The 26,765-nt window shown below is 67.3% G+C and carries 19 protein-coding genes and 3 tRNA genes; 7 read left to right on the top strand and 15 right to left on the bottom strand.

Annotation, left to right across the window (positions count from 1 at the left end):
- Positions 1-20: 20 nt before the first annotated feature.
- Together AC5P8U_RS10595 and rnr are read right to left on the bottom strand one after the other, a co-directional pair.
- Positions 21-503: a GFA family protein gene (locus tag AC5P8U_RS10595; protein WP_439426712.1), complete on the bottom strand. Its 483-nt coding sequence runs from the start codon at positions 501-503 to the stop codon at positions 21-23.
- Between the two features lie 123 nt (positions 504-626).
- Positions 627-3,092 carry a ribonuclease R gene (gene rnr, locus AC5P8U_RS10590; RefSeq protein WP_088497682.1) on the bottom strand — a complete coding sequence of 822 codons (2,466 nt, stop codon included), beginning with the start codon at positions 3,090-3,092 and terminating at the stop codon, positions 627-629.
- Positions 3,093-3,220: 128 nt separating this feature from the next.
- Between rnr and AC5P8U_RS10585 the strand changes: the two genes are divergently transcribed.
- Positions 3,221-3,305, top strand: a tRNA-Leu gene (locus AC5P8U_RS10585).
- A gap of 205 nt (positions 3,306-3,510) precedes the next feature.
- Positions 3,511-3,595 (top strand) — tRNA-Leu (locus AC5P8U_RS10580).
- A gap of 84 nt (positions 3,596-3,679) precedes the next feature.
- Here the strand turns inward: AC5P8U_RS10580 and AC5P8U_RS10575 are convergent.
- Positions 3,680-4,426, bottom strand: coding sequence for a sulfite exporter TauE/SafE family protein (locus AC5P8U_RS10575; protein WP_088496950.1), 747 nt, complete (start codon positions 4,424-4,426; stop codon positions 3,680-3,682).
- Positions 4,427-4,525: 99 nt separating this feature from the next.
- Here AC5P8U_RS10575 and AC5P8U_RS10570 point away from each other — a divergent pair, with 99 nt between their 5' ends.
- A complete protein-coding gene (locus tag AC5P8U_RS10570) occupies positions 4,526-5,425 on the top strand; it encodes a LysR family transcriptional regulator (protein ID WP_439426711.1) in 900 nt (299 codons plus the stop codon).
- A 50-nt stretch (positions 5,426-5,475) separates the two neighbouring features.
- Positions 5,476-5,560 (top strand) — tRNA-Leu (locus tag AC5P8U_RS10565).
- Between the two features lie 157 nt (positions 5,561-5,717).
- Here the strand turns inward: AC5P8U_RS10565 and emrB are convergent.
- Genes emrB through emrR form a run of 4 tightly spaced genes read right to left on the bottom strand, consistent with a single transcriptional unit; the run spans position 5,718 to position 10,441 of the window.
- Positions 5,718-7,307, bottom strand: coding sequence for a multidrug efflux MFS transporter permease subunit EmrB (gene emrB, locus AC5P8U_RS10560; protein WP_072166793.1), 1,590 nt, complete (start codon positions 7,305-7,307; stop codon positions 5,718-5,720).
- Positions 7,308-7,314: 7 nt separating this feature from the next.
- The gene (emrA, locus tag AC5P8U_RS10555; protein WP_061480663.1) at positions 7,315-8,496 is read right to left on the bottom strand and encodes a multidrug efflux MFS transporter periplasmic adaptor subunit EmrA; all 1,182 of its coding nucleotides are present in this window, start codon (positions 8,494-8,496) and stop codon (positions 7,315-7,317) included.
- An 11-nt stretch (positions 8,497-8,507) separates the two neighbouring features.
- A complete protein-coding gene (gene emrC, locus AC5P8U_RS10550) occupies positions 8,508-10,001 on the bottom strand; it encodes a multidrug efflux transporter outer membrane subunit EmrC (protein ID WP_447897257.1) in 1,494 nt (497 codons plus the stop codon).
- Entirely contained in the window at positions 9,998-10,441 is a 444-nt protein-coding gene (gene emrR / locus AC5P8U_RS10545) for a multidrug efflux system transcriptional regulator EmrR (protein WP_005415875.1), read from the bottom strand. The genes emrC and emrR overlap by 4 nt, the downstream gene beginning before the upstream one ends.
- 172 nt (positions 10,442-10,613) lie before the next feature.
- On the opposite strand from emrR, the gene AC5P8U_RS10540 reads away from it, so the two are divergent.
- Positions 10,614-11,495: a helix-turn-helix domain-containing protein gene (locus AC5P8U_RS10540; protein ID WP_180884620.1), complete on the top strand. Its 882-nt coding sequence runs from the start codon at positions 10,614-10,616 to the stop codon at positions 11,493-11,495.
- Between the two features lie 59 nt (positions 11,496-11,554).
- The gene (parC, locus tag AC5P8U_RS10535) at positions 11,555-13,798 is read left to right on the top strand and encodes a DNA topoisomerase IV subunit A (RefSeq protein ID WP_111007612.1); all 2,244 of its coding nucleotides are present in this window, start codon (positions 11,555-11,557) and stop codon (positions 13,796-13,798) included.
- A gap of 285 nt (positions 13,799-14,083) precedes the next feature.
- Here the strand turns inward: parC and bfr are convergent, their stop codons facing one another.
- The gene (gene bfr / locus AC5P8U_RS10530; RefSeq protein WP_111202195.1) at positions 14,084-14,572 is read right to left on the bottom strand and encodes a bacterioferritin; all 489 of its coding nucleotides are present in this window, start codon (positions 14,570-14,572) and stop codon (positions 14,084-14,086) included.
- A 123-nt stretch (positions 14,573-14,695) separates the two neighbouring features.
- Between bfr and AC5P8U_RS10525 the strand changes: the two genes are divergently transcribed.
- Positions 14,696-17,023: a penicillin acylase family protein gene (locus tag AC5P8U_RS10525; protein ID WP_495214140.1), complete on the top strand. Its 2,328-nt coding sequence runs from the start codon at positions 14,696-14,698 to the stop codon at positions 17,021-17,023.
- Positions 17,024-17,105: 82 nt separating this feature from the next.
- Here AC5P8U_RS10525 and AC5P8U_RS10520 read toward each other — a convergent pair whose 3' ends face one another.
- The 7 genes from AC5P8U_RS10520 to AC5P8U_RS10490 all read right to left on the bottom strand — a co-directional run bounded on the left by AC5P8U_RS10520 (position 17,106) and on the right by AC5P8U_RS10490 (position 26,761).
- Positions 17,106-18,506, bottom strand: a complete 1,401-nt coding sequence (locus AC5P8U_RS10520; protein WP_447897397.1) for a cation:proton antiporter domain-containing protein — start codon at positions 18,504-18,506, stop codon at positions 17,106-17,108.
- Between the two features lie 101 nt (positions 18,507-18,607).
- A complete protein-coding gene (gene asnB / locus AC5P8U_RS10515; protein WP_088496944.1) occupies positions 18,608-20,299 on the bottom strand; it encodes an asparagine synthase B in 1,692 nt (563 codons plus the stop codon).
- Between the two features lie 377 nt (positions 20,300-20,676).
- Positions 20,677-21,804: a succinyl-diaminopimelate desuccinylase gene (gene dapE / locus AC5P8U_RS10510; RefSeq protein ID WP_447897398.1), complete on the bottom strand. Its 1,128-nt coding sequence runs from the start codon at positions 21,802-21,804 to the stop codon at positions 20,677-20,679.
- Positions 21,801-22,172 (bottom strand): arsenate reductase, encoded by a 372-nt coding sequence (locus tag AC5P8U_RS10505; protein ID WP_172412123.1) that lies wholly within the window; start codon positions 22,170-22,172, stop codon positions 21,801-21,803. Before AC5P8U_RS10505 ends, dapE begins: the two co-directional genes overlap by 4 nt.
- Before the next feature lie 31 nt (positions 22,173-22,203).
- Positions 22,204-23,070, bottom strand: coding sequence for a hypothetical protein (locus tag AC5P8U_RS10500; RefSeq protein ID WP_088496942.1), 867 nt, complete (start codon positions 23,068-23,070; stop codon positions 22,204-22,206).
- 2 nt (positions 23,071-23,072) lie between these two features.
- A complete protein-coding gene (gene dapD / locus AC5P8U_RS10495) occupies positions 23,073-24,152 on the bottom strand; it encodes a 2,3,4,5-tetrahydropyridine-2,6-dicarboxylate N-succinyltransferase (protein WP_088496941.1) in 1,080 nt (359 codons plus the stop codon).
- Positions 24,152-26,761, bottom strand: a complete 2,610-nt coding sequence (locus tag AC5P8U_RS10490; RefSeq protein WP_447897401.1) for a [protein-PII] uridylyltransferase — start codon at positions 26,759-26,761, stop codon at positions 24,152-24,154. Before AC5P8U_RS10490 ends, dapD begins: the two co-directional genes overlap by 1 nt.
- Between the last annotated feature and the right edge of the window lie 4 nt (positions 26,762-26,765).

Genomic DNA, 26,765 nt, shown 5'->3' with positions numbered 1-26,765 from the left:
GGCTCGGCTCTACACAAACCTCACCGGCTGCGCGGTGGCCAGTGCGGCGTGTCGTGGTCGGGGTGCTGGTGGGACACGATCGTGGCCAGGAAGTCCAGGGCCGCGATGTCCTGCTCGGTACGCCGTACCGGCAGGCTGGCCAGGCTGTCGACGAAGGGCAGCTTGCGTTCGACCCCGTACTGGATCGTCGGAGGCAGGCGTTCGGCTTCGTCGAACGCGCCAGCAGCCACCGCCACGCCATCGGGCGCTTCGTAGGTCAATGGCGTACCGCAGTCGGCGCAGAAGCCACGCCGCACCACGTTGGACGACTGGAAATAGCGCGGCTGGCCGCGGGTCCAGCTGAACTGCACACCGCGTACCGACACCAGCGGCGCGTAGTAGGCACCAAAGGCCTTCTGGCACATCCGGCAATGGCAGATCGAGCTGTCGGTCAGCGCGCCACGCACGTGGAAGCGGATCGCGCCGCACTGGCAACCGCCGCTGTATTCGGGTTGGCCTTGCATTGCTGCTTTCCTCCGGAAGATCGTGTCGACCAAGGTCGACACCTACCTGACGAGCGGTGCGTGCCAACCAACGGTTGGCACCTACCGGGTGAGGTGGGTGCCGACCGTTGGTCGGCACGCCTTTCAATATTGCTTCTTGGTCCGCTTGGCCGGCTTGCCCCGCTCAGGCAGCGGTGGCAACCCGTCACCCTCGTCCTCACCCTTGTGTTCCACCAGGCGGAAGTCGATCTTGCGTTCTTCCATGCTGGCCTTCAGCACCAGGATGCGCACGCGGTCGCCCAGCCGGTAGCTGCCGCCGCGGCGCTCGCCGGTCAACGTCTTGCGGGTCGCGTCGAACTTGTAATAGTCCTGCGGCAGCTGGGTCACGTGGACCAAGCCCTGCACCTTCGACTCGTCCAGTTCCACGAACAGGCCGAAGCTGGTCACGCCGCTGATCACGCCGTCGAACTGGCCGCCCACGTGCTTTTCCATCCACGCCGCGCGGTAACGCTCGTCGACCTCGCGCTCGGCCTCGTCGGCACGGCGCTCACGCTCGGAACACTGCAGCGCCAGCGCGGCCATCTCGCGGGCGTTGTAGGTGAACTTGTCCAGCGGCTTGCCGGACAGCGCATGCTTGATCGCGCGGTGCACCAGCAGGTCGGGATAGCGACGGATCGGCGACGTGAAGTGCGCGTAGGCCTCCAGCGCCAGGCCGAAGTGGCCGTGGTTCTCCGGGCTGTAGATCGCCAGGCTCTGGCTGCGCAGCAACACCGACTCCAGCAGCGTCGCATCGGGGCGGTCGCGGATCTTCTTCAGCAGCTTGGTGTAGTCACCCGGGCGCACCTTCGACCACGGTGGCAGGCTCAGCTTGAACTCCTTGAGGAATTCCAGCAGGTCGGCGTACTTGGTTTCCGGCGGCTTCTCGTGGATGCGGTACGGGGCCGGCACATGGCGCGACAGCAGGTACTTCGCCGCCTCCACATTGGCCGCGATCATGCATTCCTCGATCAGCTTGTGCGCGTCGTTGCGCACCAGCATGCCGGCCTGGGTGACTTCACCACGGTTGTCCAGCACGAAGCGTACCTCGCTGCTTTCGAACTCGATGGCACCGCGCTTGGCACGTGCCTTTGACAGCACCTTGTACAGCTGGTGCAGGCGCTGCACCTGCGGCAGCAGGTCACCCATCCAGGCCTTGGTATCGGCATCGTCCTCGCCCACCGCCTTCCACACCTGGGTGTAGGTCAGGCGCGCGTGCGAATTCATCACGGCCTCGTAGAAGCGCGAATGCGTGACCAGGCCATCGCGGTCGATCTGCATGTCGCAGACGAAGCACATGCGGTCGACCTTGGGCATCAGCGAGCAGATGCCATTGGACAACGTCTCCGGCAGCATCGGCACCACGAAGCCCGGGAAGTAGACCGAGGTGGCACGCTTCTGCGCTTCTTCGTCCAGCGGTGTGCCGGGGCGGACGTAGTTCGAAACATCGGCAATGGCCACCACCAGGCGGAAGCCATCGGCATTCGGCTCGCAGTACACCGCGTCGTCGAAGTCCTTGGCATCCTCGCCATCGATGGTAACCAGCGGCGTGCTGCGCAGATCGACACGATCGCCGATCATTGCCGGCTCGACCACCAGCGGCACCGAGGCGGCTTCGTCCAGCACCTCCTGCGGAAACTCGAACGGCAGTTCATGGCCGTGGATGGCGGTCTCCACCACCAGCGATGCGGTCAGCTTGTCGCCGAGCACGGCGATGATGCGGCCGATCGGCGGGCGGCGGCTGTCCGGGGCCTGGGTCAGTTCGCAGACCACCAGCTGGCCATCACGCGCGCCCCCGGTCTGGTCCGGCGGTACCTGCACGTTGCGCTGCACGCGCTTGTCGTCAGGTACCACGTAATTGATCCCCATCTCGACGCTGAAGCGGCCGATCAGGCGGGTCATGCCGCGTTCGAGCACGCGCGCAATGCTGCCTTCGCGACGGCCACGGTGGTCGATGCCGGTCACGCGGGCCAGCACCTTGTCGCCGTGCATGACCTTGCGCATTTCATACGGCGGCAGGAACAGGTCGTCGCCGCCCTCGACCGGGCGCAGGAAGCCGAACCCCTCCGGGTTGGCGATCACCACGCCGGTGACCAGGTTCAGGGTCTGGATCGGGGCGAAGCCGCCGCGGCGGTTCTGCACCAGTTGGCCATCACGGACCATGGCACCAAGCCGGCGCGACAGCGCCTCGGCCCGATCCGGTGCGGTCAGGCCCAGGCGTGCCCCCAGTTCCTCGGCGGTCTGCGGCCCTTCGCAACGCTCCAGCAGGGCCAGGATGGCCTCGCGGCTGGCGATGGGCTGTTCGTATTTCTCTGCTTCGCGGGCGGCATAGGGATCGTCGATCACCTTGCCGGTCGGCGGCAGCTTGCGGCCCGGGGCCGGGCCGGGTGCTGCCGCATCAGCGGTGCGGACCTTGCGGCCGCGTGGCGGCGCACCGCCTTCATTCAATTCGGGGAACCAGCCCGGCAACGGCTTGCCCGGCTTGGTGGTGCGGGCTGCGCCCGCCTTCGGGCCCTTCTTCGGGCCTTGGCTGCGGGACTTGCTCCCGCCCTTGCTTGGTTTTTTGGTAGTCATCGCCCTACATGGTAGCCGTTGACGGCGTGCAGAACGGGTCAGCGCCCGCCTTGGAGGCGTTGGATGAAATAATTTCAGGAAGTCGTTGACAGCTCCCGGATTCATCTTCACAATTGCGCCTCTGGAACGCCCAGGTGGCGGAATTGGTAGACGCACTAGTTTCAGGTACTAGCGGGTAAAACCGTGGAGGTTCGAGTCCTCTCCTGGGCACCAACGAAAAAACTCCTCGCTTCGGCGGGGATTTTTTTTGCCTGCGATCCGGTAGCGGGGTCGGATCCCTTTCCGAAGGAAAGGGCTCTGACCCCAAGCGAGTGAGATGGGGTCGTAGCCCATCTCGCAGGCGAAACCGGATCCACCCCCAGGCCCACAAAAATTGTTGACACCCCCGTAACAACACCCCATAATCTCGCTCCTCGACGCCCAGGTGGCGGAATTGGTAGACGCACTAGTTTCAGGTACTAGCGGGTAAAACCGTGGAGGTTCGAGTCCTCTCCTGGGCACCACGTCGAGAATGAGAAAGACCCGCGAAAGCGGGTTTTTTCATGCCTGTCATCCGGCATTGCCACGCCTCCCCGGGGCGGCCGGCGTCACAGCAGCGGCCGCAGCACCAGCTCCAGCCCGAGCAGCAGCAGGAAACCCAGAAAGCAGGCGCGGAACAGCCGCGCACTGATGCGCTGCCGGATCACCTGCCCCAGCCACATGCCCAGCAGTGCCGGCACCACCGCCAGTGCACTCAAGCCCAGCTGCTGGATGCCGAACGCACCGTGCAGCACCAGGCCCGTGGTCAGTGCAATCGTCGATACGGTGAACGCCAGCCCGAGCGCCTGCACCAGTTCTTCGCGCTGCAACCCCAGTGATTGCAGGTACGGCACCGCCGGCATCACGAACACGCCGGTGGCGCCGGTCACTACGCCGGACAGCGCGCCCACCAGCGGCCCCAGCCAGCGCTCGCGCCGCTGCGGCACGCGGAACACCGGCGCAAGCAACGCATAGGCGGCATAGACCATCAGGGCCACGCCCAGCGCAACGCGCGACCCGCTGCGATCGACCCGTACCAGCAACGCTGCCGAACCCAGCGTCACCACCACCACGGCCAGCATCATCGGCCACAGGCGCCGCACGATGTGGCCCAGTGACGGCCCGGACAGCAGCTGCCACGCATTGGTGACGAAGGTCGGGATGAACAGCATCGACGCCGCCGCCACCGGCGACAGCGCGCCACCGAGCAGGCCCATCGCCACCGTCGGCAGCCCCATGCCCGTCACGCCCTTGACCACGCCGGCCAGCACGAACACCACCACCAGCAGCCCATAGAAGTACATCGATTCATTCATGCCTTCATTGGATCGGGCCGTCGCCCGGCGCACAATGCGGTCTTCCCGGCCCTGCCTTCGGCTGATCCGAAGGCTCAGCCGTTGCGACGAGGGCATCACATGCGGATGGACATCGCCGACCTGCGCCTGTTCCTGGCAATCGCCGAGGCGGGGAGCATCACTGCCGGCGCAACGCAGGCGAACCTGGCCCTGGGTTCGGCCAGCGAGCGGCTGCGCACGATCGAAGCCGATGCCGGCATCCTGCTGTTGAACCGGCATCCACGTGGCGTCAGCCTGACTGAAGCCGGCGCCGCCCTCGCCCACCATGCACGCCTGATCCTGCAACAGCAGGCGCAGCTGCGCGGCGAACTGCAGGCATTCGCGCAGGGGGCGCGCGGCACCCTGCATCTGTATGCCAACACCGCAGCACTGACCAGCTACCTGCCCTCGCGGCTCGCACCGTGGTTGGCCGAACGACCCCACCTGCACGTCGAACTGCTGGAACGCACCAGCCCCGAAGTCGTGCGTGCAATCAGCGCTGGCCAGGCCGAGGCCGGCATCATCAGTGATGCGGTCGACGCCACCGGCCTGCAGCAGCATGTGGTGGCCGAAGATCCGCTGGTGATGCTGCTGCCTGCCGATCACCGGTTTGCATCACTGCGCAGCGTGACCTTCGCCGATGCCGCCGGCGAGACCTTCGTTGCCCTCGCCGATGGCAATGCGCTTCAGTTCTACATCGAAGACCAGGCCCGCGACATCGGGCGCCGCCTGGATGTGCGCATCCGCATGAAGACCTTCGAGGGTGTCTGCATCATGGTCGGCCACGGCATCGGTGTCGGCATCGTGCCGCGGAGCATCGCGCGCCAGCATCGACGCAGTACGCATACCGTTGCGGTGCCGCTTGCCGATGCGTGGGCACAACGCCGCCTGTGCGCCTGTTTCGCCGGGTGGGCGCAGCTGTCACCGGCGATGCGCAGCCTGCTGCACCACCTGGGCGTGCGACCGCAGAAAAAAGTGTGAAATGTTGTTGACACACTCTCTGCCGTGCCGCACAATTCTTCTCCTGAGTCGCCCAGGTGGCGGAATTGGTAGACGCACTAGTTTCAGGTACTAGCGGGTAAAACCGTGGAGGTTCGAGTCCTCTCCTGGGCACCACGACTCAAGATGATCAAACCCGCGAAAGCGGGTTTTTTCGTTTCCGGGATTCGGGAACCCACACGACCCCGGGATCCATCCACGCATGGCGTGGATCTACCAAAAGAAAAACCCCGCCTTGCGGCGGGGTATTCTGCGTTTCAACGCCAATGGTCGATCAATGCCCACCGCCCGCGGACGCCGCACCCGCGCCTGCGCCGAACGGCGGCTTGGCCAGCCACAGGAAGGTGATGATCGCCAGGAAGATCCAACCCAGCAGGAAGAAGATGTCGTTGAAACCCATCTGCGATGCCTGGTGGTTGATCATGTTGTTCAGTACCGCTGCGCCGTGCTGCAGGTCGCCCTGCCCCATCGCCGCCACTTGGTCCTGCATGCCCGGCTGATAGGCCGAGATATGCTCGGTCAGGTCGGCATGGTGCACCTGGGTACGCCGCGCCCACAGCCACGTCGTCAGCGAGGCCGCGAAGCTGCCGCCCAGCGTGCGCAGGAACGTCGCCAGGCCAGAGCCCGCCGCGATCTCGCGCCCATCCAGGTCCGACAGCAGGATCTGCAGCACCGGCATGAAGAACAGCGCCACGCCAATGCCCATGATCAGCTGCACGCCGGCCACGTGCATGTAGTCCACCTGCAGGTTGAAGTTCGAGCGCAGGAAGCTGGTCATCGACAGCACGATGAAGGCCACGGTGGCCAGCATCCGCATGTCGAAGCGCGACGCATACTTGCCCACGAACGGCGTCATGATCACCGGCAGGATGCCGATCGGTGCGGTCGCCAGGCCTGCCCAGATCGCGGTGTAGCCCATGTCACGCTGCAGCCACTGCGGAATCAGCAGCGCCACGCTGAAGAACGCCGCGTAGGCCACCACCATTGCCAGCGTGCCGGCACGGAAGTTGCGGTGCCGGAACAGCTTCAGGTCGACGATCGGATCCTTGTCGGTCAGTTCCCAGATCAGGAACACCGTCAGCGTCACCACCGCCACGCAGGCCAGCACCACGATCTTCATCGACGAGAACCAGTCCTCGTCGTTGCCCAGGTCGAGCACCAGCTGCAGCGCGCCGACACCAATCACCAGCGTGATCAGGCCGACGTAGTCCATCTTCGGCTTCTCGATCTGCTCCGGGCGTCCCTTCAGCTGGCTGCCCACCACCAGCGCGGCGAAGATGCCCAGTGGCACGTTGATCAGGAAGATCCATTCCCAGCTGTAGTTGTCGGTGATCCAGCCACCGAGGATCGGGCCGCAGATCGGCGCCACCACCGTGATCATCGCCAGCAGTGCCAATGCCTGCCCGCGCTTCTCACGTGGATAGATCGAGACCAGCAGCGACTGCGTGATCGGGTACATCGGGCCGGCCACGAAGCCCTGCAGCGCACGCGACACCACCAGCATGCCCATGCTCTGCGCAAGGCCGCACAGCAGCGAGGTGATGACGAAGGCCAGGGTCGCCCAGACGAACAGTTTGCGTTCGCCGAAGCGGCGGCTGAGCCAGCCGGTCAGCGGCAGCGCGATGGCCGTGCTGACCGCGAACGAAGTGATGACCCAGGTCGCCTGCTGCGAACTGGCACCGAGGTTACCGGCGATGGTCGGCAGCGAGACGTTGGCGATGGTGGTGTCGAGCACCTGCATGAACGACGCCATCGCCAGGCCTACGGTGCACAGGGCGACGCTGGGCGGCAGGAACCCGGAGGCCGCAGCCGGCGCCGCCGGTGCGCCCGGAGCGCCGGGCGCGGCTGGAGCTTGTGCGGACATGGCGACCTCAGCCCACCTTCGCCTGCTGCTGCGGCAGGTTGCCCTGGATGATCGTGTGGATCACCTCGTCGGCATCATGCAGCTGCTTGGCATACACGTCGGTGTCGAACACCGTGCCCTTGGCCGGGGTGCTCGGCAGCACTTCGCCCTTCTGGTCGCGCAGGCTCACTTCGGCCTTCATCGACAGGCCGATGCGCAGCGGGTGCTCGGCCAGCTGCTTGGCATCGATGGCGATGCGCACCGGTACGCGCTGCACGATCTTGATCCAGTTGCCGCTGGCGTTCTGTGCCGGCAGCAGCGAGAACGCCGAGCCGGTGCCCAGGCCCAGGCTCTGGATGCGCCCCTTGTACTTCACGTCGCCGGCGTACAGGTCCGACTTCAGCTCCACTTCCTGGCCCAGGCGCATGTGGCGCAGCTGGGTTTCCTTGAAGTTGGCCTCGACCCACATCTGCTCGGTCGGCACCACGGCCATCAGGGCATTGCCCGGCTGCACGCGCTGGCCGACCTGCACCGAACGACGGGCGACGTAGCCGGAGACCGGTGCAACGATGCCGGCGCGGGCGTTGTTGAGGAAGGCCTGGCGCAGCTGCGCAGCGGCGGCCTGCACATCCGGCTGGGTGGCGATCACGGTGTCGTCGACCAGCGCGCGGTTGCGCTCGACGGTCTCGCGCGAACCGGCCACGGCCGCTTCGGCCGCGGCCAGCTCGTCGCGGGCGTGGGCCAGTTCTTCGTTGGAGATGGCGCCGGTGGCGGCCAGGTCCTTGCGGCGGGCGTAGTCTTCGCGCACGCGCTTCAGGGTCACCTGGCGGGCGTTCAGGTCCGCCTGCGCGCCTTCTACGCTGCGGTACAGGCCGCGGGTCTGGCGCACGGTCTTGGCCAGGTTGGCTTCGGCCTGCTGCAGCGCCACTGCGGTGTCGGACGGGTCCAGCTGCACCAGCAGCTGGCCGCGCTCCACGCGCATGCCGTCATCGGCATTGATGGCGACCACGGTGCCGGCCACCAGCGGGGTGATCTGCACCTGGTTGCCCTGCACGTAGGCATCGTCGGTCTCTTCGAACCAACGGCCGAACATGAAGTACCACAGCGCCAAAGCGGCAAGCAGCAGCACGACGATCACGAACAGGCCGCGCAGCAGGTGGCCGCGGCGGTTGGGGGCGGCCGGGGCCGCGGTGTCTTGGGTCTGGCTCATGTCGGAGATCTTCAGGAATGCGAGGAATCGGAATGGGAGGCGATCGGTGCGCGGTCGGCGTCAGTGGGCTGGAAACCACCGCCCAGCGCCTTGCTCAGGCGCACCGAGGACTGCACCTGCTGCGACTGCAGGCCGGCCAGCTGCTGCTGCGACTGCAGCAGGGTGGACTGCGCGGTCAGCACGTCCAGGTAGCTGCCGATGCCGGCGCGGTAGCGCTGCTGGGCCAGGTCGAAGGCAGCGCGTGCGGTGTCCACCGCCTGCTGCTGCGACTGCGCCTGCTGTGCCAGCGAGCGCACCGCGTTGACCTGGTCGGCCACATCACGCAGCGCATCGAGCACGGTCTGGTTGTAGTTGGCCACCGCCAGGTCGTACTGCGCATCGGTATTGGCCAGGTTGGCGCGCAGCTTCCCGCCCTCGAAGATCGGCAGGCTCAGCGCCGGGCCGATATAGGCAAAGGTGGAGCTGCTCTTCAGCAGGTCGCCCACGTTCGGGGCGACCACGCCGGCCAGCGCGGTCAGGTTGAAGCTCGGGTAGAACTTGGTCTTGGCAACCTTGATCTGCTTGTCGGCCGCTTCAACGCGCCAGCGTGCGGCGACGATGTCGGGGCGGCGGCCAAGCAGCTCGCTGGGCAGCACGCCCGGCAGCTGCAGTGCCACCGGATTCAGCGGCCGCGGGCGCTGGATCGACAGGCCACGGTCCGGGCCCTTGCCGACCAGCGCGGCCAGCGCGGTGCGGGCGGCGTCGATACGCTGCTGGGCGGCCTGCACCTGCTGCTGCGCGGCCGGCACACGGGCCTCGGCCTGGCGCACCTGCAGATCACTGTCGATGCCGGCGCTGCGGCGCTGGCGGGTCAGTTCAAGTGACTTCTGCGAACGGGTCAGCTCTTCCTCGGCCACGTCGTTGAGCTGCCACGCGTAGGCCAGGTCGGCATAGGCCTGGGTGATGCCAGTGGACAGGTTCAGGCGTGCAGCCTGCGCTTCAACGGTGGCGGCGTGCGCACCGTCCACGGCGGCTTCCCAGGCGGCGCGCTTGCCGCCCCACAGGTCCACGCCGTAGCTGAAGTCGAAGGCGACCTGGCTGCTGCCGCCGTAACGGCCACCCATCTCGCTGCCGACCATCGATTCGGGCAGGCGCAGGCCGGTGTAGCCACCGGACACCGACAGGCTCGGCAGTTCGTCGGCACGTGCGGTGCCGACCTGGGCCTGGGCCTGGCGCAGGCGGGCATCGGCGGCGTCGAGGCTCGGGTGGCTGGCCAGGCCCTCTGCGACCAGCGCGTCCAGCTGCGCATCACCCAGTGCCTTCCACCAGTCCTGCGCCGGGAAGCCAGTGGCGCTCAGGTCGGTGTCGGCCAGGGTGCGTTCGCTGTGCAGGCTGTCCACGTCAAGCACGTGGCCCTGCGGGTTGAGGCCACGACTGCTGGCACAGGCGGCCAGGGCCAGGGCCAGCGCTGACACCAGCAGCGCGCGCCCGGACCGGCGGAAAGTGGAATGCGGGATCGGGTTCATGGGGTCGTCAGTGAATCGCGGATTCGGGTAAGGAGGGACAGCAGCAGCGTGCGCTCGTCGGCGGAAAGATCACGCAGGGCGTAATCCATCACCGCGTCGCCACGCAGCTTCAAGCGCGCCCACAGCGCGCGGCCTTCGTCGGTCAGCACGATCTGCAATGCCCGCCGGTCCTGCGCATGCGGTTCGCGGCGGACGCAGCCCAGCGCTTCGAGCTTGTCCAGCAGCCGGGTCACCGCGCTGGGCACCTGATCGATGGCCTGGGCCAGTTCGTTGGCGGTGCACGGCGCCATGTTCGAAAGCACCTTCAACCCGATGTAGTGGGTGAAGCCGATGCCCAGATCTTCTTCAGCCATGGACGCGTCGAGTTGGCGGACCAGGCCGTCGCGCACCTGGCGCAGCAGCAGGCCGAAGCTGGGGGGAGTGGTTGCAGGACAGATCATGGGGGAGCATTCTCTTCCAAAAAAAATATTTCTCAATGGAAATATTCGATCTGGCATCGAATGCTGTGTTGCAGCAGTGGGCTGGATCGGTGAAGGCGCCTACCTTAATGACCTAGTCAGGTGGCCCGGTAGTACAATCCAGCCAATGGATGACACATTTCAGCCAGCAGACATGATGAACAAGGCAGAAATCCCTACTCCCAAACGCCTGCTCAGGGACGAAGCACTGGACTGGTTCGAGCGCAACGACGGTCCCCCGGTGGTCGGTTTCCGTTTCGACAGCCCGCAAGGGCTGGTCCGTGAAGTGGATTGGCATCATCACCAGCGCGCGCAGCTGATCTGCGTCGAGCGCGGCCTTCTGACCACCCGTACCTCGCACGGCACCTGGTCGCTGGCGCCGGGCTCGGCCGGCTGGATGCCACCGCTGGAGCCGCACACGGTCACCCTCGACGGCCCCCTGCGTGGCTGGGGCATGGCGCTGGCGGCTCCGGTCTGTGCCACCCTGCCCTCCGATCCCTGCGTGCTGGGCCTGTCCAAGCTGGCGCAGGCGCTCGCCGAGCGCATCTGTGACTGGCCACCGGGCTACGACACCACCTCCGAACGCCAGCACATCATCGAGGTGCTGGTGGACGAGATCCGCACAGCGCCACGCCAGCGCATGCACTTGCCGATGCCGCATGACCGGCGCCTGCTGAAGATCGCCTCGCAGCTGCTGGCCGACCCGTCCGACGAACGCAGCCTGGCGGAATGGGCGCACTGGGCCGGCCTGTCACCGCGCAGCCTGACCCGCCACTTCCGCGACGAGACCACGCTCAGCTTCGCTCAGTGGCGGCAGCAGGCCCGGCTCTCCGAAGCCCTGCGCCAGTTGACCGATGGCCGCAGCGTCGCCGACATCGCCCATGCACTGGGCTTCAGCAGCGCCAGCGCCTTCGTCACCGTGTTCCGCCGCCACTTCGGGCTGCCACCGGGGCGCTACCTGGCGCGGGCCGGCCACGGCCTGGAAACCGGGCTGGACCCTGCACGCGGCTTGGCATCCCCCGCCGCATCCGGATAATCACAGGATTGCGAGCGGCGACCGCCGTCGCCGCCTCCCGACATAGGTAACAACGCCGCATGACCGAACTTGCCCGCCCCGTGTTCCACGGATTCGAACAACTGCCGCTGCGCGAGTACGCCGAACGCGCCTACCTCGACTACTCGATGTACGTGGTCCTGGACCGTGCCCTGCCGTTCATCGGCGACGGCCTGAAGCCGGTGCAGCGCCGCATCATCTATTCGATGAGCGAGCTGGGCCTGAATGCCGCGTCCAAGCCGAAGAAGTCCGCGCGCACCGTCGGTGACGTCATCGGTAAGTACCACCCGCACGGCGACAGTGCATGCTACGAAGCACTCGTGCTGATGGCGCAGCCGTTCTCGTACCGCTACCCGCTGATCGAGGGCCAGGGCAACTTCGGCTCCAGTGACGACCCGAAGTCGTTCGCGGCGATGCGTTACACCGAATCCAAGCTGACCCCGATCGCCGAAGTGCTGCTGGGCGAACTGGGCCAGGGCACCACCGACTGGGCACCGAACTTCGACGGCACCCTGCAGGAGCCGACCTGGATGCCGGCGCGGCTGCCGCACCTGCTGCTCAACGGCACCACCGGCATCGCCGTGGGCATGGCCACCGACGTGCCGCCGCACAATCTCAACGAGATCGTCAGCGCGCTGCTGCACCTGCTGGACAATCCCGACGCCAGCGTGCGCGACCTGTGCGAACACGTGCAGGGCCCGGACTACCCGTCCAGCGCCGAGATCATCACTGCGGCCAATGACCTGCGCAACATCTACGAGACTGGCAACGGCAGCGTGCGTGCACGCGCGACCTTCACCAAGGAAGCCAGCAACATCGTGATCACGGCGCTGCCGTTCCAGGTGTCGCCGTCGAAGGTGATCGAGCAGATCGCCGCACAGATGCGCGCCAAGAAGCTGCCGTGGCTGGAAGACATCCGCGATGAATCCGACCACGCCAACCCGGTGCGCGTGGTGCTGGTGCCGCGTTCGAACCGCGTCGACGCCGACCAGCTGATGGGCCACCTGTTCGCCACCACGGACCTGGAGCGCAGCTACCGCGTCAACCTCAACGTGATCGGGCTGGACGGCCGTCCTCAGGTGAAGAACCTGAAGATGCTGCTCAGCGAATGGCTGACCTTCCGCAGCAACACCGTCACCCGCCGCCTGCAGCACCGCCTGCAGAAGGTCGAGCGCCGCCTGCACCTGCTGGAAGGCCTGCTGGTCGCCTTCCTCAACCTGGACGAGGTGATCCACATCATCCGTACCGAGGACGAACCGAAGGCGGCGCTGATCGCGCGCTTCGGCCTGTCCGAGGAACAGGCCGAGTACATCCTGGAAACCAAGCTGAAGCAGCTGGCCCGCCTGGAAGAGATGAAGATCCGCGGCGAGCAGGACGAGCTGGCCAAGGAACGCGAGAAGATCCTCGGCATCCTCGACAGCAAGGCCAAGCTGAAGAAGCTGATCCGCGACGAACTGACGGCCGACGCCAGGAAGTTCGGCGACGCGCGCCGTTCGCCGCTGGTGCAGCGCCAGGCCGCGCAGGCCATCGACGAGACCGAGCTGGTGCCGAGCGAGCCGATGACCGTGGTGCTGTCGGAGAAGGGCTGGATCCGTGCCGCCAAGGGCCACGACGTCGATGCATCTGCCCTGTCCTACCGTGAAGGCGACGGACTGCAGGGCGCGGTGCGCGCACGCAGCACCCAGCAGGTCGCGTTCCTCGACAGCGAGGGCCGCGCCTACTCGACGCCGGTGCACACCTTGCCCTCCGCGCGTGGCAATGGTGAACCGCTGACCGGCCGCTTCTCGCCGGCACCGGGCACCAGCTTCGTGACCCTGGCCAGCGCCGAGCCGGACACCCGCTTCGTGCTGGCCTCCAGCCACGGTTATGGCTTCGTCACCCGCTTCGAGAACCTGATCGGCCGCAACAAGGCCGGCAAGGCGATGCTGAACCTGTCGTCCGGCTCGTCGGTGCTCACCCCGTCGATGGTCGCCAACGTGGCCACCGACCGCATCGTGGCGGTGACCAGTTCCGGCAACCTGCTGGCGATCGCCGCCAACGACCTGCCGGAACTGGACAAGGGCAAGGGCAACAAGATCATCGAGATCCCGAAGGCCAAGCTCGCCACTGAACGCGTGGTCGCCATCGTGGCGATCAGCCCGGGGCAGACCCTGCAGGTGCGCAGCGGTCAGCGCACGATGGGGCTGAAGTTCAACGAGCTCGACGCCTACCTCGGCGCCCGCGCCACCCGCGGCCACCTTCTGCCGCGCGGCTGGCAGAAGGTGGAAGGGTTGTCGGTGGAGTGAGGAGCACGGGGGTCGGATCCCTTTCCACCGGAAAGGGCTCTGACCCCGGACACGAAAAAGCCGGGGCATTCCCCGGCTTTTTCGTTGTCGGCTGGCAGGCGGTGGAGCGGCTGGCGGGCGAAGGCTGGCTGGCGGTGCTCCGGTGCTGGCGGGCGACAGAACGCTGTACTTCTTCTGGTAGAGCCGACCGCTGGTCGGCTGCATTTCGCAGAGCAGCCGACCAGCGGTCGGCTCTACCGGAACGCAGCCGAGCATTGGCTCGGCTCTACAAAAAGCGGTGCCGGCTCAGTGCGCCGCGGCGCCGGTGCCGTCGATCTTGCTCAGCTGGTACAGCTCCAGGCCGATGCGCTTGATCAGGCCCAGCTGCTGTTCCAGCCACCAGGCGTGGTCTTCCTCAGTGTCCTTCAGCTGCGCCAGCAGGATGTCGCGGCTCACGTAGTCGCCCTTCTCCTCGCACAGCTTCATGCCGGCGGCCAGATTGTTCCGAACGGCGTATTCAGTGTCGAGATCCTTCTGCAGCATCTCTTCGACGGTTTTGCCCGGCTCGGTGGCGTGCGGGCGCATGTCCGGGTCGCCGCCCAGGAACAGGATCCGGCGCAGCAGCGCATCGGCGTGCTGGGTTTCCTCTTCCATCTCGTGGTTCAGGCGTTCGTACAGCGCGAACAGGCCCTGGTCCTCGTAGCGGCGGGAATGGATGAAGTACTGGTCGCGGGCAGCGAGCTCGCCGCGCAGCAGTTCCTTCAGGCAGGCGATGACGTCCGGGTTGCCTTTCATGGGGGGCTCCTGTGAATCGATGCGGCATAGGGTGCCGCATTTCAAAATACGGTGATCTAATCGGAATCAGTCGCAGTTGCGCCTGCGGCTACAATCGGCCCACGAGTTCGGAAAGGACGTGCGATGCGACGTACATGGCGTTGGGTGCTGGGCGTGTTGGTCGCCATCGTGCTGGTCACCGCACTGGTCCTGTGGCTGCTGCTGCGCGGCAGCCTGGCCGACCTGGACGGCGAGCATGCGCTGCCCGGCCTGGCCAGGCCGGTCACCATCGAGCGCGATGCGCTGGGCGTGGTCACCATCACCGCCACCAGCCAGGCCGACGCGATGCGCGCATTGGGCCGCGTGCATGCGCAGGAACGCTATTTCGAGATGGACCTGATGCGCCGTAGCGCCGCCGGCGAACTGTCCGCACTGTTTGGCCCGAAGGCGATCGATGCCGACAAGCGCATGCGCGTGCATCGGCTGCGCGCGCGCACCGAGGCGAACATGCAGGCTGCGCTGGGCGACAACGTCGACGCCGTGAGCGCCTATGTCGGTGGGGTCAATGAGGGCCTGGCCGGCCTCTCCGTGCGGCCATGGGCCTACCTGCTGCTGCGGCAGTCGCCGCAACCGTGGCAGGCCAGCGACAGCGTGCTGACCGGGCTGGCCATGTACGCCGACCTGCAGGACCCCGGCAACCAGACCGAGCTTGCACTGAGCCGCATCCGCGCAGTGGTGCCGCCGGCGCTGTACGCATTGATCGCCCACGACGGCACGGAATGGGATGCGCCGCTGTTCGGCGAACCCACCGGCAACGCCACGCTGCCCGATGCCAGCCAGCTGGACCTGCGCACGCTGAAGGGAAAGCCGGGCACCGGGCAGGAAGAGGCCGATGTCATCGGCAGCAACAACTTCGCCGTGGCCGGCGCGCTCACCGCCGACGGTCGCGCGATCGTCGCCGACGACATGCATCTCGGCCTGCGCGCGCCGGGTCTGTGGTTCCGCGTGCGCCTGCGCTACCCCGACCCGCAGGCCGCGGGCGGCCAGGTCGACGTCACCGGCTTCTCGCTGCCGGGCCTTCCGGCCGTGATCGTCGGCAGCAACGGGCACGTCGCCTGGGGCTTCACCAACAGTTACATAGACACTGCCGATTACCGCACTGAACCAGCCAACGCCGCAGTGACCGTGCATGAAGAGCGGATTGCGGTGGCCGGCCAGGCCGACGTGGTGTTCCCGGTGCGCGAATCCGCCTGGGGGCCGATCCTGCACACGCATGCCGATGGCAGCGGCGACGCGCTGCGCTGGGTCGCCCACCTGCCCGGCGCGGTGCGCCTGGACTTCGGTGACCTGGCCCGCGCCGGTGACCTGGACGCGGCCCTGCAGTTCGCCGACCACGCCGGCATTCCCGCACAGAACCTGGTGGTCGGCGACCGCAGCGGACGCATCGCCTGGCGCCTGATCGGCGCCCGCCCGGATCGCGGTCCGGGCTGCGCGCCGGCCGGCTTCAACGCCGCCCACAACCAGGACTGCGCCCCCTGGCCGATCCGCAGCGACGCCTCGCCGGCATTGATCGACCCACCGAACCATCGCCTGTGGACCGCCAACGGCCGCGTCCTCGACGGCGAGGCACTGGCCAATGTCGGCAACGGTGGTTATGACCTTGGCGCCCGTGCGCGGCAGATCCGCGACCTGCTGGCGATCCAGGAGCGCTTCGACGAACACGACCTGCTGGCGATCCAGCTCGACGATCGCGCGGTGTTCCTGCAGCGCTGGTGGGCGCTGCTGCACGACGTCATCGAACGCAGTGACGACCCTGCACTGAAGCGCTTGAAGGAGGCCAGCCATCAATGGGGCGGCCGTGCCTCGGCCAGCTCTGTCAGCTACCGGGTGGTGCGTGAGTTCCGTACGCAGGTGATGAAGACACTGTCCGATGCACTGCTGGCACCGGCCAATGCGCAGCTGGGCGATGACTATCTGGAGCCGCGCCTGGCGCAGCTGGAAGGGGTGGCCTGGCCGATGCTGCAGCAGCGGCCGGCCAATCTGCTGCCACCGGCCTTCGACAGCTGGGATGCACTGCTGATCGACGCCGCACGCCGTACCGAAAGTGAGCTGACCAGGCAGGGACCGCTGGCCAAACGCAGCTGGGGCGAACGCAATACCGCGGCGATCTGCCATCCCATCGCACGGGCGCTGCCGGACATCGCCAAACGCTGGCTGTGCATGCCGGCCGACCACCTGCCCGGCGACCGCGACATGCCGCGCGTGCAGACGCCGAACTTCGGCGCTTCCGAGCGCATGGTGGTTTCGCCGGGCCACGAGGCCGACGGCATCGTGCACATGCCCGGCGGCCAGAGTGGGCATCCACTGTCGCCCTACTGGGGTGCCGGCCACGAAGACTGGGTGCATGGCCGGCCGACGCCGTTCCTGCCGGGCAAGGCGCAGCACACCATGACGCTGGTGCCAGCGCGGTAGTGCCGGCCGCTGGCCGGCATCCATGCAGGTGCATCCAGCATCATGAGGTTGCCGGCCAGCGGCCGGCACTACCGTTCAACGCTCAGCCCCTGCGCCGCTCGATCAGGTTCAACAGTGGCCCGGTCATCGCCGTTGTCACCAGCGCCATGATCACCAGCACCGCGAACAGCCGGTCACCGAGCAGGCCAAGTTCGTAACCCAGGTTGAGCACGATCAGCTCCATCAGGCCACGGGTGTTCATCAGTGCACCCAGCCGCCACGCCTCACGGGTGGGCATGCCGGCACTGCGTGCGGCACTGAAGGTGCCCAGCAGCTTGCCGGTCGTCGCTACCGCGATCACCACCACGCACAACAGGACATCGCTGGCCTGCAACGCATCGGCGCGCATGCGCAGCCCGGTCATGGCGAAGAACAGCGGCAGCAGCAGCGTCACCGCGAACGGTTCGACGCGCGCCATCAGCAGCTCGCGCAACTGCACATTTGACGACACCGCCACGCCAGCCGCGAACGCACCGAACAGCGCATGGATGCCGAGCATCTCGGTGACCAGGGCACTGGCCAGCGACAGCAGCAGGATGCCGAGCAGCCAGCGTCCCTCACGACCCGGCGCGATCTGCTGCCGGGCGAACCACGGCTTCACCAGCCCCAGCATCAGCGCCACGAAGGCGACTACGCACAGCAGGTTTAGGCTGGCCGGCAGCCATCCGCTGGCCTGTGCAGCCGCCACGATCAGCGCCAGCATGCACCACGCGGTGGCATCACCCAATGCAGCGCAGGCAATCGCGGTCTGCCCCAGTGGCGCCTGCGTGATACCGCGGTCGGCAAGGATACGCAGCAACACAGGGAAGGCCGTGATGCTCATCGATATGCCAACGAAAAGTGCGAATGCGGTGAAGCCCACGCCCTGCGGACCGTGCTGCGGGTACAGCCAGATCGCCAGGGCGACGCCAAGCACGAACGGCACCGCAATGCCGGCATGGCTGACCGTAAAGGCAAAACGCCGGCGTCCACGCAGCGCCGCCAGGTCCAGCTCGGCACCGGCCACCAGCAGGAACATCAGCACACCCAACTGGCTGAGCATGCCCAGCGGGCCCAGCGAGCTGGGCGGGAACAGGGCTCCATGCAGCGGCGGCAACAGGCTGCCGAGCATCAATGGGCCCATCATCAGGCCGGCGGCCATCTCGCCGATCACCGCCGGTTGTCCAAAGTGCTTGAGCAGCGCGCCTGCGCCCTTGGCCACCAGCAACAGCACCAGCAGCTGCAGCAGGAACAGGCCCAGCGGCGACGCCAGATGCTGCACCCAGGTGGCTTCGGCCGTGGCCGTGGCCGTGGCCGTGGCGCGGGCAACAGCCTCGGGCGCCGCCGGCCCGGCATAACGGGCCAGCAGCACGCCAGCCAGCAGCGGGACCCCGGCCCAGGCCAGGTAGCGCCATCCCCACTTCGTCGGTGGCGCCGGGCCCCCGCTGTGTACGTCCATGAACATTCCCCAATGTGCAGGGGGGCGATCATACAAAAAGGGGACGGAGGGGATTAAGTCGTTAGTGGCACAAGCGCCCCGGTCCCGCTCCGTCCCTTTTTCGGGGCTTACGCCAGTGCCTGCTCGTGCACGCCAGCGATCGCGCGCCCCGACGGATCTGCAGCTGCGGCGAAGCTGGCATCCCACGCGATCGCCGCCGGCGACGAGCAGGCAATGGACTTGCCACCCGGCACGGTCTCGGCGGCCGCACGGCTCGGGAAGAACTGCTCGAACAGATGACGATAGTAGTAGGCCTCCTTGGTCTGCGGCGGGTTGTGCGGGAAGCGCTTGTCGGCCGCTGCCAGCACACGGTCGCTCACCTGAGCTTCGGCATGCGCCTTCAGCCCGTCGATCCAGCCATAGCCAACGCCATCGCTGAACTGCTCCTTCTGCCGCCACAGGATGCTGTCCGGCAGGTAGCCTTCGAACGCCTCGCGCAACACCGCCTTCTCGATGCGGCGGCCACCAAAGCCCGCACCGACCATCTTGTGCGCGGCGTCGAAGCGCATCGCCACATCGAGAAATTCGCGATCCAGGAACGGCACACGCGGCTCCACGCCCCAGGCCATCATCGACTTGTTGGCGCGCAGGCAGTCGTAGTTGTGCAGCGCGTCGAGCTTGCGTACCAGTTCGTCGTGGAATTCACGCGCATCCGGCGCCTTGTGGAAATACAGGTAGCCACCAAAGATCTCGTCGCTGCCCTCGCCGGAAAGCACCATCTTCACCCCCATGGCCTTGATCCGCCGTGCCAGCAGGAACATCGGCGTCGATGCGCGGATGGTGGTGACGTCGTAGGTTTCGATATGGCGGATCACTTCCGGCAGTGCATCAAGGCCCTCCTCGAACGTGTACTCGAAGCCGTGATGCACGGTGCCCAGCGCTTCGGCGGCGATTGCAGCGGCGGCCAGATCGGGAGAGCCCTTCAAGCCGATTGCGAACGAGTGCAGGCGCGGCCACCAGGCTTCGGTCTGCCCCCCATCCTCGATGCGACGGCGTGCATAGCGCGCGGCCACCGCCGCCACCAGCGACGAGTCCAGGCCACCAGACAGCAGCACGCCGTACGGCACATCGCTCATCAGCTGGCGTTCCACCGCATGCTCGAAGGCCTGGCGCAGTTCGGCCAGATCGGCCTGGCGACCCTGCACGTCAGCGTAGTCGCGCCACGGCTGCTGGTAGTAGCGCACCAGCTCACCGCTGGCACTGTCGAAATAGTGGCCCGGCGGGAACTGCGCGACGTCGGCACAGGTATCGACCAGTGCCTTCATTTCCGAGGCCACTCGCAGACGTCCCTGGGCATCGTGGCCCCAGTACAGCGGCACCACGCCGACCGGGTCGCGCGCCACCAGCACACGACCGGCACCACGGTCCCACAGCGCGAACGCGAAGATGCCGTTGAGCTGCTCCAGCCACTGCGCCGGCGATCCGCCTTGGCGGTAAAGCGCGTTGATCACCTCGCAGTCCGAACCCGTCTGGAAGTCGTAGGCGGTGGTCAGCGTGGCCTTCAGTTGCTGGTGGTTGTAGATCTCGCCGTTGACCGCCAGCGCCAGCTGGCCGTCGGCCGACAGCAGCGGTTGCGAGCCGCCGGCCGGGTCGACGATGGCCAGCCGCTCGTGGACCAGTAGCGCACCTTCGTCAAGATACACGCCGCTCCAGTCCGGGCCGCGGTGGCGCTGGCGCTGCGACAGTTCCAGCGCATGGCGGCGCAGGGCCGGAAGATCGTCACCGGCCTGCAGGCCGAAGATTCCGAAGATCGAACACATGGGGGAGCTCCTGTTGGGGGAATTTCACGGGTGGGAGGGTGTTCGACCGGCCATCCAGGCCCGGGTGGGGCTGCGCCCGGGCACAAAAAAAACCCGCATCGACCGATGCGGGTTTTCTGGTGTCCGGGCGTGTGTTGCTGTCTATCTACCCAGGGCGCAGTCCCGCATCGGCCGCGCACGATTATTCGCGCGCAGATTATTGCGGTTGTTGTTATTGACGGCGGTGGCCAGGCGGATCGACATGGCATCGACCCTACCCCGGTTTCCGGCACGGCGCAACCGTTGCGTTGGCAACCAGGTGAAGGTGTGCCGACCAACGGTCGGCACCCAGCAGTCGGCCCACAGGGGTAGCGCCGGGCCGTGCCCGGTGCCATGCCTCACACCAGCAGCCGCTCCACCAGCCGCTGGTACAGCCCGGGCAGCGCTTCCAGTTCGTCCACGCGCACGTTCTCGTCCACCTGGTGGATGCTGGCGTTGACCGGCCCCACTTCGATGCACTGCGCGCCCAATGGCGCGATGAAGCGCGCATCGGAGGTGCCGCCACCAGTGCTTTCCTCAGGGGCACGACCGATGTGCTCGGCCAGCACCGCGCGCGCGGTGGCGCGCAGCGTGCCTTCCGGGGTGTAGAACGGTTCGCCGCTGCGATGCCACTTCAGCGTGTACTGCAGGGCATGCCGATCCAGCAGCGCGGTGATCTCCGCTTCCAGTTTCGGCGCATCCCAGTGCGGGTTGTAGCGGATGTTGAAATCCACTTCGAGCTCGCCGGGAATCACATTGTTGGCGCCCGTACCGGCATGGATGTTGGAGACCTGCAGGCTGGTCGGCGGGAAACTCTCGTAGCCGTCATCCCAGCGCCGTGCGCTCAACTCGGCCAGGGCGGGCGCGGCCTGGTGGATCGGGTTGCGCGCCTTCTCCGGGTACGCCACATGGCCCTGTACGCCCTGCACCCGCAGCTTGGCCGACAGGCTGCCACGACGACCCACGCGCAGCAGGTCACCGAGCGTCGCGGTCGACGACGGCTCGCCGGTGATGCACCAGTCGATGCGTTGGCCGCGCTCGGCGAACAGCCGTGCGACGTGGCGCACGCCATCGATGGCATCGCCCTCCTCGTCGCTGGTCACCAGCACCGCCAGCGTGCCGGGGTGATCGGGATGCGCGGCAACGAACTGCTCGGCCGCCACCACGAACGCCGCCACGCTGCCCTTCATGTCGGCGGTGCCGCGACCATACAGCACGCCATCACGGATCGTCGGCGTGAAAGGATCACTGGTCCAGGCCTCGCGCGGCCCCGTCGGCACCACGTCGGTATGGCCCAGCAGCACCAGTACCGGCGCGCCCTTGCCATGGGTCGCCCACAGGTTGTCGACCTCGCCCAGCCGCAGGTGATCGCACTGGAACCCGGCCTGCTTCAAGCGTGCCGCCAGCAGTGCCTGGCAGCCGGCATCATCGGGCGTCACCGAGGGCCGTGCGATCAGCTCGCAGGTCAGGTCGAGGACCGCGCTCACGCGTCACCCACGCCGAAGCGGGCCTTGAAGCCATTGTCACTGAAACCCTGGCTGACCGTGCCGTCGGCGGTGACCACCAGCGGGCGCTTGATCAGCTGCGGGTACTCGCGCAGCAGCAGCTTCCATTCGGCCTCGGAATCGGCGGCCTTGCGGTTGTCCGGCAGCTGCCGCCAGGTGGTGGAGGACCTGTTGACCATCGCGGCCAGGCCACCCAGCTGCTCAGCCCACGCCAGCAGTGTTTCCGGGCTCGGCTTGTTGTCGCGGTAGTCAACGAAGGTGTACGGCACGCCGAAGCGGTCCAGCCACTTGGTCGCCTTCTTGCAGGTATCGCAGTTCTTCAAACCGTAGACAGTGGTGCTCATGGCCATCTGTGATGCTGGAAAACAGAGGCCCAGAATCTCACAACAGGCGCTCGGACACGACCCGGAACGGTACCCTTGGCAGCCGGAAGGCCAGCCCCTCGTGCAGCGCCACGTCCATCGCCTGCAGGCGCGGGCACTGCAGTTCGCCTTCCAGCTGCAGCGGCTGCAGGCTGTCGACATCCACCGGCAGCGCGATGCGGGTGCTGGCCCAGCGCCGGTCACAGGTGCGCGCAACGGCCTCATCCTGGCAGGTCAGGAAGCGCAGCAGGGCCTGATGGCCACTGAAGGCCCCCCGCCACGCCCCGTCCTCCCAGCCCGCAGCGGCCCGCCACCGCAGGTGCAGCGCAGGCGCACTCCCCTGCCCGCCTTCGATCAGGGTGTACCCATCGCCATCGGCGCGCACCACATGCTCGAAGCGCGTGGGCAGGTGGGGCTGCATGGCATCGCTGAAAGCGCGCGCGCCGGCGACGAAGGCCAGCTGGTCCATCATGTTGCGATCGAACAGCACCACCGGGGTCCCGCCCGGATCATCGTCACGGCGCAGGTACCAGCGCCAGTTGCTCTGCCTTGGCGACGGCATCAAGCAGCGCAACGGTCCCGCCAGCACCGGCCCGAAATGGCCATGGCGATAGCTGAGAACGGTATAAGGCGTGCGTCCAGCATGGACCACGTAGTGGTGGCCAGGTGGCGCTGGCGGGGCATGGCGCACATCGACCCACCAGCTCGCGTAGACCACGTCGCGCACGTCGCTGGCCAGCACCGGCATCGGCCAGCGCCGCGACAGTGCCCGGCGCAACCGGGTCCAGCGCGGAGCGTGCAGCAGGCGCGGCAGCATCCGTCCGAACGCGTTGTCGGACGGATGCAGGTAGATCGCGGACTGCGCCAGGTCCTCCGGCGCACTCACCTTCAGTCGGCCAGGCCGCGCAGCAGGTCGTTGACGCTGGTCTTGCTGCGGGTCCTGGCATCAACCTGCTTGACGATCACCGCGCAGTACAGCGAGTGGGTACCGTCCTTGCTCGGCAGCGAGCCGGACACCACCACGCTGTACGGCGGGATGTAGCCGTAGCTGATCTCGCCGGTGGCGCGGTTGTAGATGCGGGTGCTCTGGCTGAGGAACACGCCCATGCCGATCACGCTGTGGTGGCCGACCACCACGCCTTCCACCACTTCCGAGCGCGCACCGATGAAGCAGTGGTCCTCGATGATGGTCGGGCTGGCCTGCAGCGGTTCCAGTACGCCGCCGATGCCGGCGCCGCCGGACAGGTGGCAGTGCTTGCCGATCTGCGCGCACGAACCCACCGTGGCCCAGGTGTCGACCATGGTGCCTTCGCCGACGTAGGCTCCGATGTTGGTGAAGCTCGGCATCAACACCACGTCCTTGCCGAAGTACGAGCCGCGGCGGGCAATCGCGCCCGGCACCACGCGCACGCCGCTCCGGCGGAACTTCGCTTCGTCGTAGCCGGCGAAGCGCGATTCGACCTTGTCCCAGAACGGTGCCGGTCGTGCATCGACCACCGCCATGTCGTTGACGCGGAAATACAGCAGCACGGCCTTCTTCAGCCACTCGTTGACCTTCCAGCCGCCTTGGCCGTCCGGCTCGGCGACGCGGAATTCACCGCTCTCGAGACCGTCGATCACGCGGTTGACCAGCGGCCTGGTCGAGCCTTCCAGCTCATGCAGGGTCAAGGTGGCGCGGCGCTCGAAGGCGCTCTCGATGCCGAACCTGAGTTCTTCCACGCCGGGTGCCGACGGCTTGCGCAGCGACTTGCGGGCGATGGTTTCGGCGCGGACGGCTTCGGCGCTCTTGGCCGGGGCCGGCTTCTTCACAGCACGCTTGACCGCAGCCGTTTTCTTCGCCGGGGCCTTCACCGCGGCGGCCTTCTTCGGCGCAGTGGCCTTCTTTGCGGCCGGTGCGGCTGCAGCAGGTTTCCGGGCCGCTGCGCTCTTGGGGGTCGCGGCGGTCTTCTTGGCGGGCTTGGTGGCCATCAGGCGGGGTCTCCGGCGTTTCGATCAGGGTCCAGGCAGGCCAGCATTGCGTCATGCAGCTGCTGCCGGGCAGGTTCAGTCAGGGGGAGGTCGTGTTCGTCACTGATCACGAAGGTGTCTTCGGCGCGCTCGCCGAACGTGGCAATGCGCGCATCATGCACGCGCAGGCCCTGGTTGCGCAGCACGAACGCCACATCGGCCAGCAGGCCGGGACGGTCGGGAGCGACCAGGGCAAAACGGGTTGCGCCCGGTTCATCGCGGAACTCGATGCGCGGGGCGAAGCGGAAGTGCCGCAGTTGCCGCGGTACCACACGGCGCGACGGCCGCAGGCGCGACAGGTCACCACTGAGTGCCTCGCGCAGCGCCGCCTCCAGGTTGGCACTGCTGCCATCGGCAAACGTGTCGGCCGGGTTCACTTCGAAGGTATCGAAGATGGTATCGGCCGGACCGTCCAGCACGCGTGCGCGGTGAATGCCATAGCCCTTGCGGTCCAGGGTCATCACGATCGCGGCGAACAGGCCGTCGCGGTCGGGCGAGTGCACGAACACTTCCAGCGCCGGGTCATCCACACTGATCCGGCGCACCTTCACCAGCACCTGGCCCTGCTTCACCGGCACCAGCGCGGCTGCCTGCCAGGCCAGCTGCTCGGGGCGCAGACGAATGAAGCCCTCATCCGGCATCACCGCGAACTGGCGATCGATGGTGGCGTCGTCGTAACCCTGCTCGCGCACCAGTGCGCGCACGCTGTCACGTGCCTCGGCCACGCGTTCGGCGGCCGGTACCGGATGCTCCAGCCCCTCGCGCAGCGCGCGCCGGGTGGCGAAGTACAGGTCGGCCAGCAGGCGGTCCTTCCAGGCATTCCACAGCTTCGGGCTGGTGCCGGCGATGTCTGCACAGGTCAGCAGGTACAGGTAGTCCAGGCGGTCGCGGCTGCCGACCAGGGTGGCGAAGCGATGGATCACTACCGGATCGGCGATGTCCTGCTTCTGCGCGGTCACCGACATGCGCAGATGCTGTTCGACCAGCCATGCCACCAGCTCGGTATCGGTGCCACTGAGCGCATGCGCCTGGCAGAACGCACGCGCGTCCACCGCACCCAGCTCCGAGTGGTCGCCGCCGCGGCCCTTGGCGATGTCATGGAACAGGCCGGCCAGCAGCAGCAGTTCCGGCTTGCGCAGGCGGGGCCACACTTCGTGCGCGATCGAGAAGCGTTCGTCGGCACGGCTGCTGGCGAACTGGCCGATGTTGCGCAGGACCATCAGCGTGTGCTGGTCGACCGTATAGACATGGAACAGGTCGAACTGCATGCGCCCGCTGACCTGGGCAAACGCGGGGATCCACTGGCCAAGCACACCCAGCCGCGCCATGCGCGAAAGCGTGTCGACCGGACGCTGGCCGCGCAGCAGGGACAGGAACTGCTCGCGTGCATCGGCATCGGCCTGGTCGTAGGCCGGCAACAACGGCAGCGCTTCGGCCAGCGCGCGCGCGGTCAGCGAATGCAGGCCTCGCACCTGTGGATTGTTGGCCCAGCTGGAAAACAGGGCGAACACCTGGCCGATGTCACCGCGCGGCCAGTCGGCCTCGTTGGCGGCCAGGTAGCCGCGGCGCAGGGAGAAGCCCACGGTCAGCGGTTCCGGCTGGGCCTCGCCATCGAACTGTTCCTCGAAGCGCTGCAGCAGGCGGTCGCTGATCCGGCGCACCACCAGCGCGGCGCGGTAGAAGCCCTGCATCATTTTCTCGACACCGAGATTCTCGGCATCGTCTTCGAAGCCCAGGCGCGCGGCCAGGGTCTTCTGGTAATCGAAGCGCAACCGTTCTTCCGGGCGGCGCGCGACCAGGTGCAGGCCGAAGCGCAGCCGCGCCAGCACCGCACGCTCGCGCTTCAGCGCAGCCGCTTCGTCGGCACCCAGGTGGCCCAGGCCGACCAGCGCTTCCAGGTCGCGTACGCCGAAGGCGCGCAGCGCCATCCAGCCCAGCGTGTTGAGATCGCGCAGGCCGCCGGGACCATCCTTGAGATCCGGCTCCAGGTTGTCGGCAGTGTCGCCGAAGCGCTGGTGGCGGTTGCGCAGCTCTTCCAGCTTGGCCAGGAAGAAGGCACGCGCCGGCCACAGCTCACGGTCGTCGATGGCCTCGCGCAGCGCACGGCGCGCCGCATCATCGGCCAGGATCGGACGCGCCTCGATCAGCGCGGTCAGCACGGTCTGGTCAGCCGCCGCCTCGCGGCACTGCAATGCAGAACGCACCGCATGGCTGACCGCCAATCCGCAGTCCCACAGCAGCGCGAACAGGCGTGCCAATGCCGCTTCATGCGCCCGTTGTGCGGGCGGGTCGCCGAACACCAGCAGGTCGATGTCCGAACGCGGAAACAGTTCACCCCGGCCATAGCCACCGACCGCGAACAGCGACAGGCCGCTGTCGGCCGGCAGGCAACGCTGCCAGGCCAAGCGGATCAGATGGTCGGCCGCGCGCGCCCGCAGCGCCAGCAGGCGCTCGATGTTGTCGCCCTGGTCGAAGCGGCGATACAGGCGCGCGTCGGCCTGCTGCAGCGCCTGGCGCGCGGCAGCAGCCCAATCCGGGTCGTTGAGCGACGCGGCCGGCGTGTCCAGCAGCGAA

The sequence above is a fragment of the Stenotrophomonas sp. YJH_SMC_81 genome (genome assembly GCF_059370875.1).
The sequence above is the reverse complement of the archived record's forward strand: the minus strand, read 5'-3'. Positions and strand labels throughout refer to the sequence as shown.

Excerpts from the sequence above, each read along its gene's own strand:
- AC5P8U_RS10595 (WP_439426712.1), bottom strand. The coding sequence starts at position 503 with ATGCAAGGCCAACCCGAATACAGCGGCGGTTGCCAGTGCGGCGCGATC.
- rnr (WP_088497682.1), bottom strand. The coding sequence starts at position 3,092 with ATGACTACCAAAAAACCAAGCAAGGGCGGGAGCAAGTCCCGCAGCCAA.
- AC5P8U_RS10575 (WP_088496950.1), bottom strand. The coding sequence starts at position 4,426 with ATGAATGAATCGATGTACTTCTATGGGCTGCTGGTGGTGGTGTTCGTG.
- AC5P8U_RS10570 (WP_439426711.1), top strand. The coding sequence starts at position 4,526 with ATGCGGATGGACATCGCCGACCTGCGCCTGTTCCTGGCAATCGCCGAG.
- emrB (WP_072166793.1), bottom strand. The coding sequence starts at position 7,307 with ATGTCCGCACAAGCTCCAGCCGCGCCCGGCGCTCCGGGCGCACCGGCG.
- emrA (WP_061480663.1), bottom strand. The coding sequence starts at position 8,496 with ATGAGCCAGACCCAAGACACCGCGGCCCCGGCCGCCCCCAACCGCCGC.
- emrC (WP_447897257.1), bottom strand. The coding sequence starts at position 10,001 with ATGAACCCGATCCCGCATTCCACTTTCCGCCGGTCCGGGCGCGCGCTG.
- emrR (WP_005415875.1), bottom strand. The coding sequence starts at position 10,441 with ATGATCTGTCCTGCAACCACTCCCCCCAGCTTCGGCCTGCTGCTGCGC.
- AC5P8U_RS10540 (WP_180884620.1), top strand. The coding sequence starts at position 10,614 with ATGATGAACAAGGCAGAAATCCCTACTCCCAAACGCCTGCTCAGGGAC.
- parC (WP_111007612.1), top strand. The coding sequence starts at position 11,555 with ATGACCGAACTTGCCCGCCCCGTGTTCCACGGATTCGAACAACTGCCG.
- bfr (WP_111202195.1), bottom strand. The coding sequence starts at position 14,572 with ATGAAAGGCAACCCGGACGTCATCGCCTGCCTGAAGGAACTGCTGCGC.
- AC5P8U_RS10525 (WP_495214140.1), top strand. The coding sequence starts at position 14,696 with ATGCGACGTACATGGCGTTGGGTGCTGGGCGTGTTGGTCGCCATCGTG.
- AC5P8U_RS10520 (WP_447897397.1), bottom strand. The coding sequence starts at position 18,506 with ATGTTCATGGACGTACACAGCGGGGGCCCGGCGCCACCGACGAAGTGG.
- asnB (WP_088496944.1), bottom strand. The coding sequence starts at position 20,299 with ATGTGTTCGATCTTCGGAATCTTCGGCCTGCAGGCCGGTGACGATCTT.
- AC5P8U_RS10505 (WP_172412123.1), bottom strand. The coding sequence starts at position 22,172 with ATGGCCATGAGCACCACTGTCTACGGTTTGAAGAACTGCGATACCTGC.
- dapD (WP_088496941.1), bottom strand. The coding sequence starts at position 24,152 with ATGGCCACCAAGCCCGCCAAGAAGACCGCCGCGACCCCCAAGAGCGCA.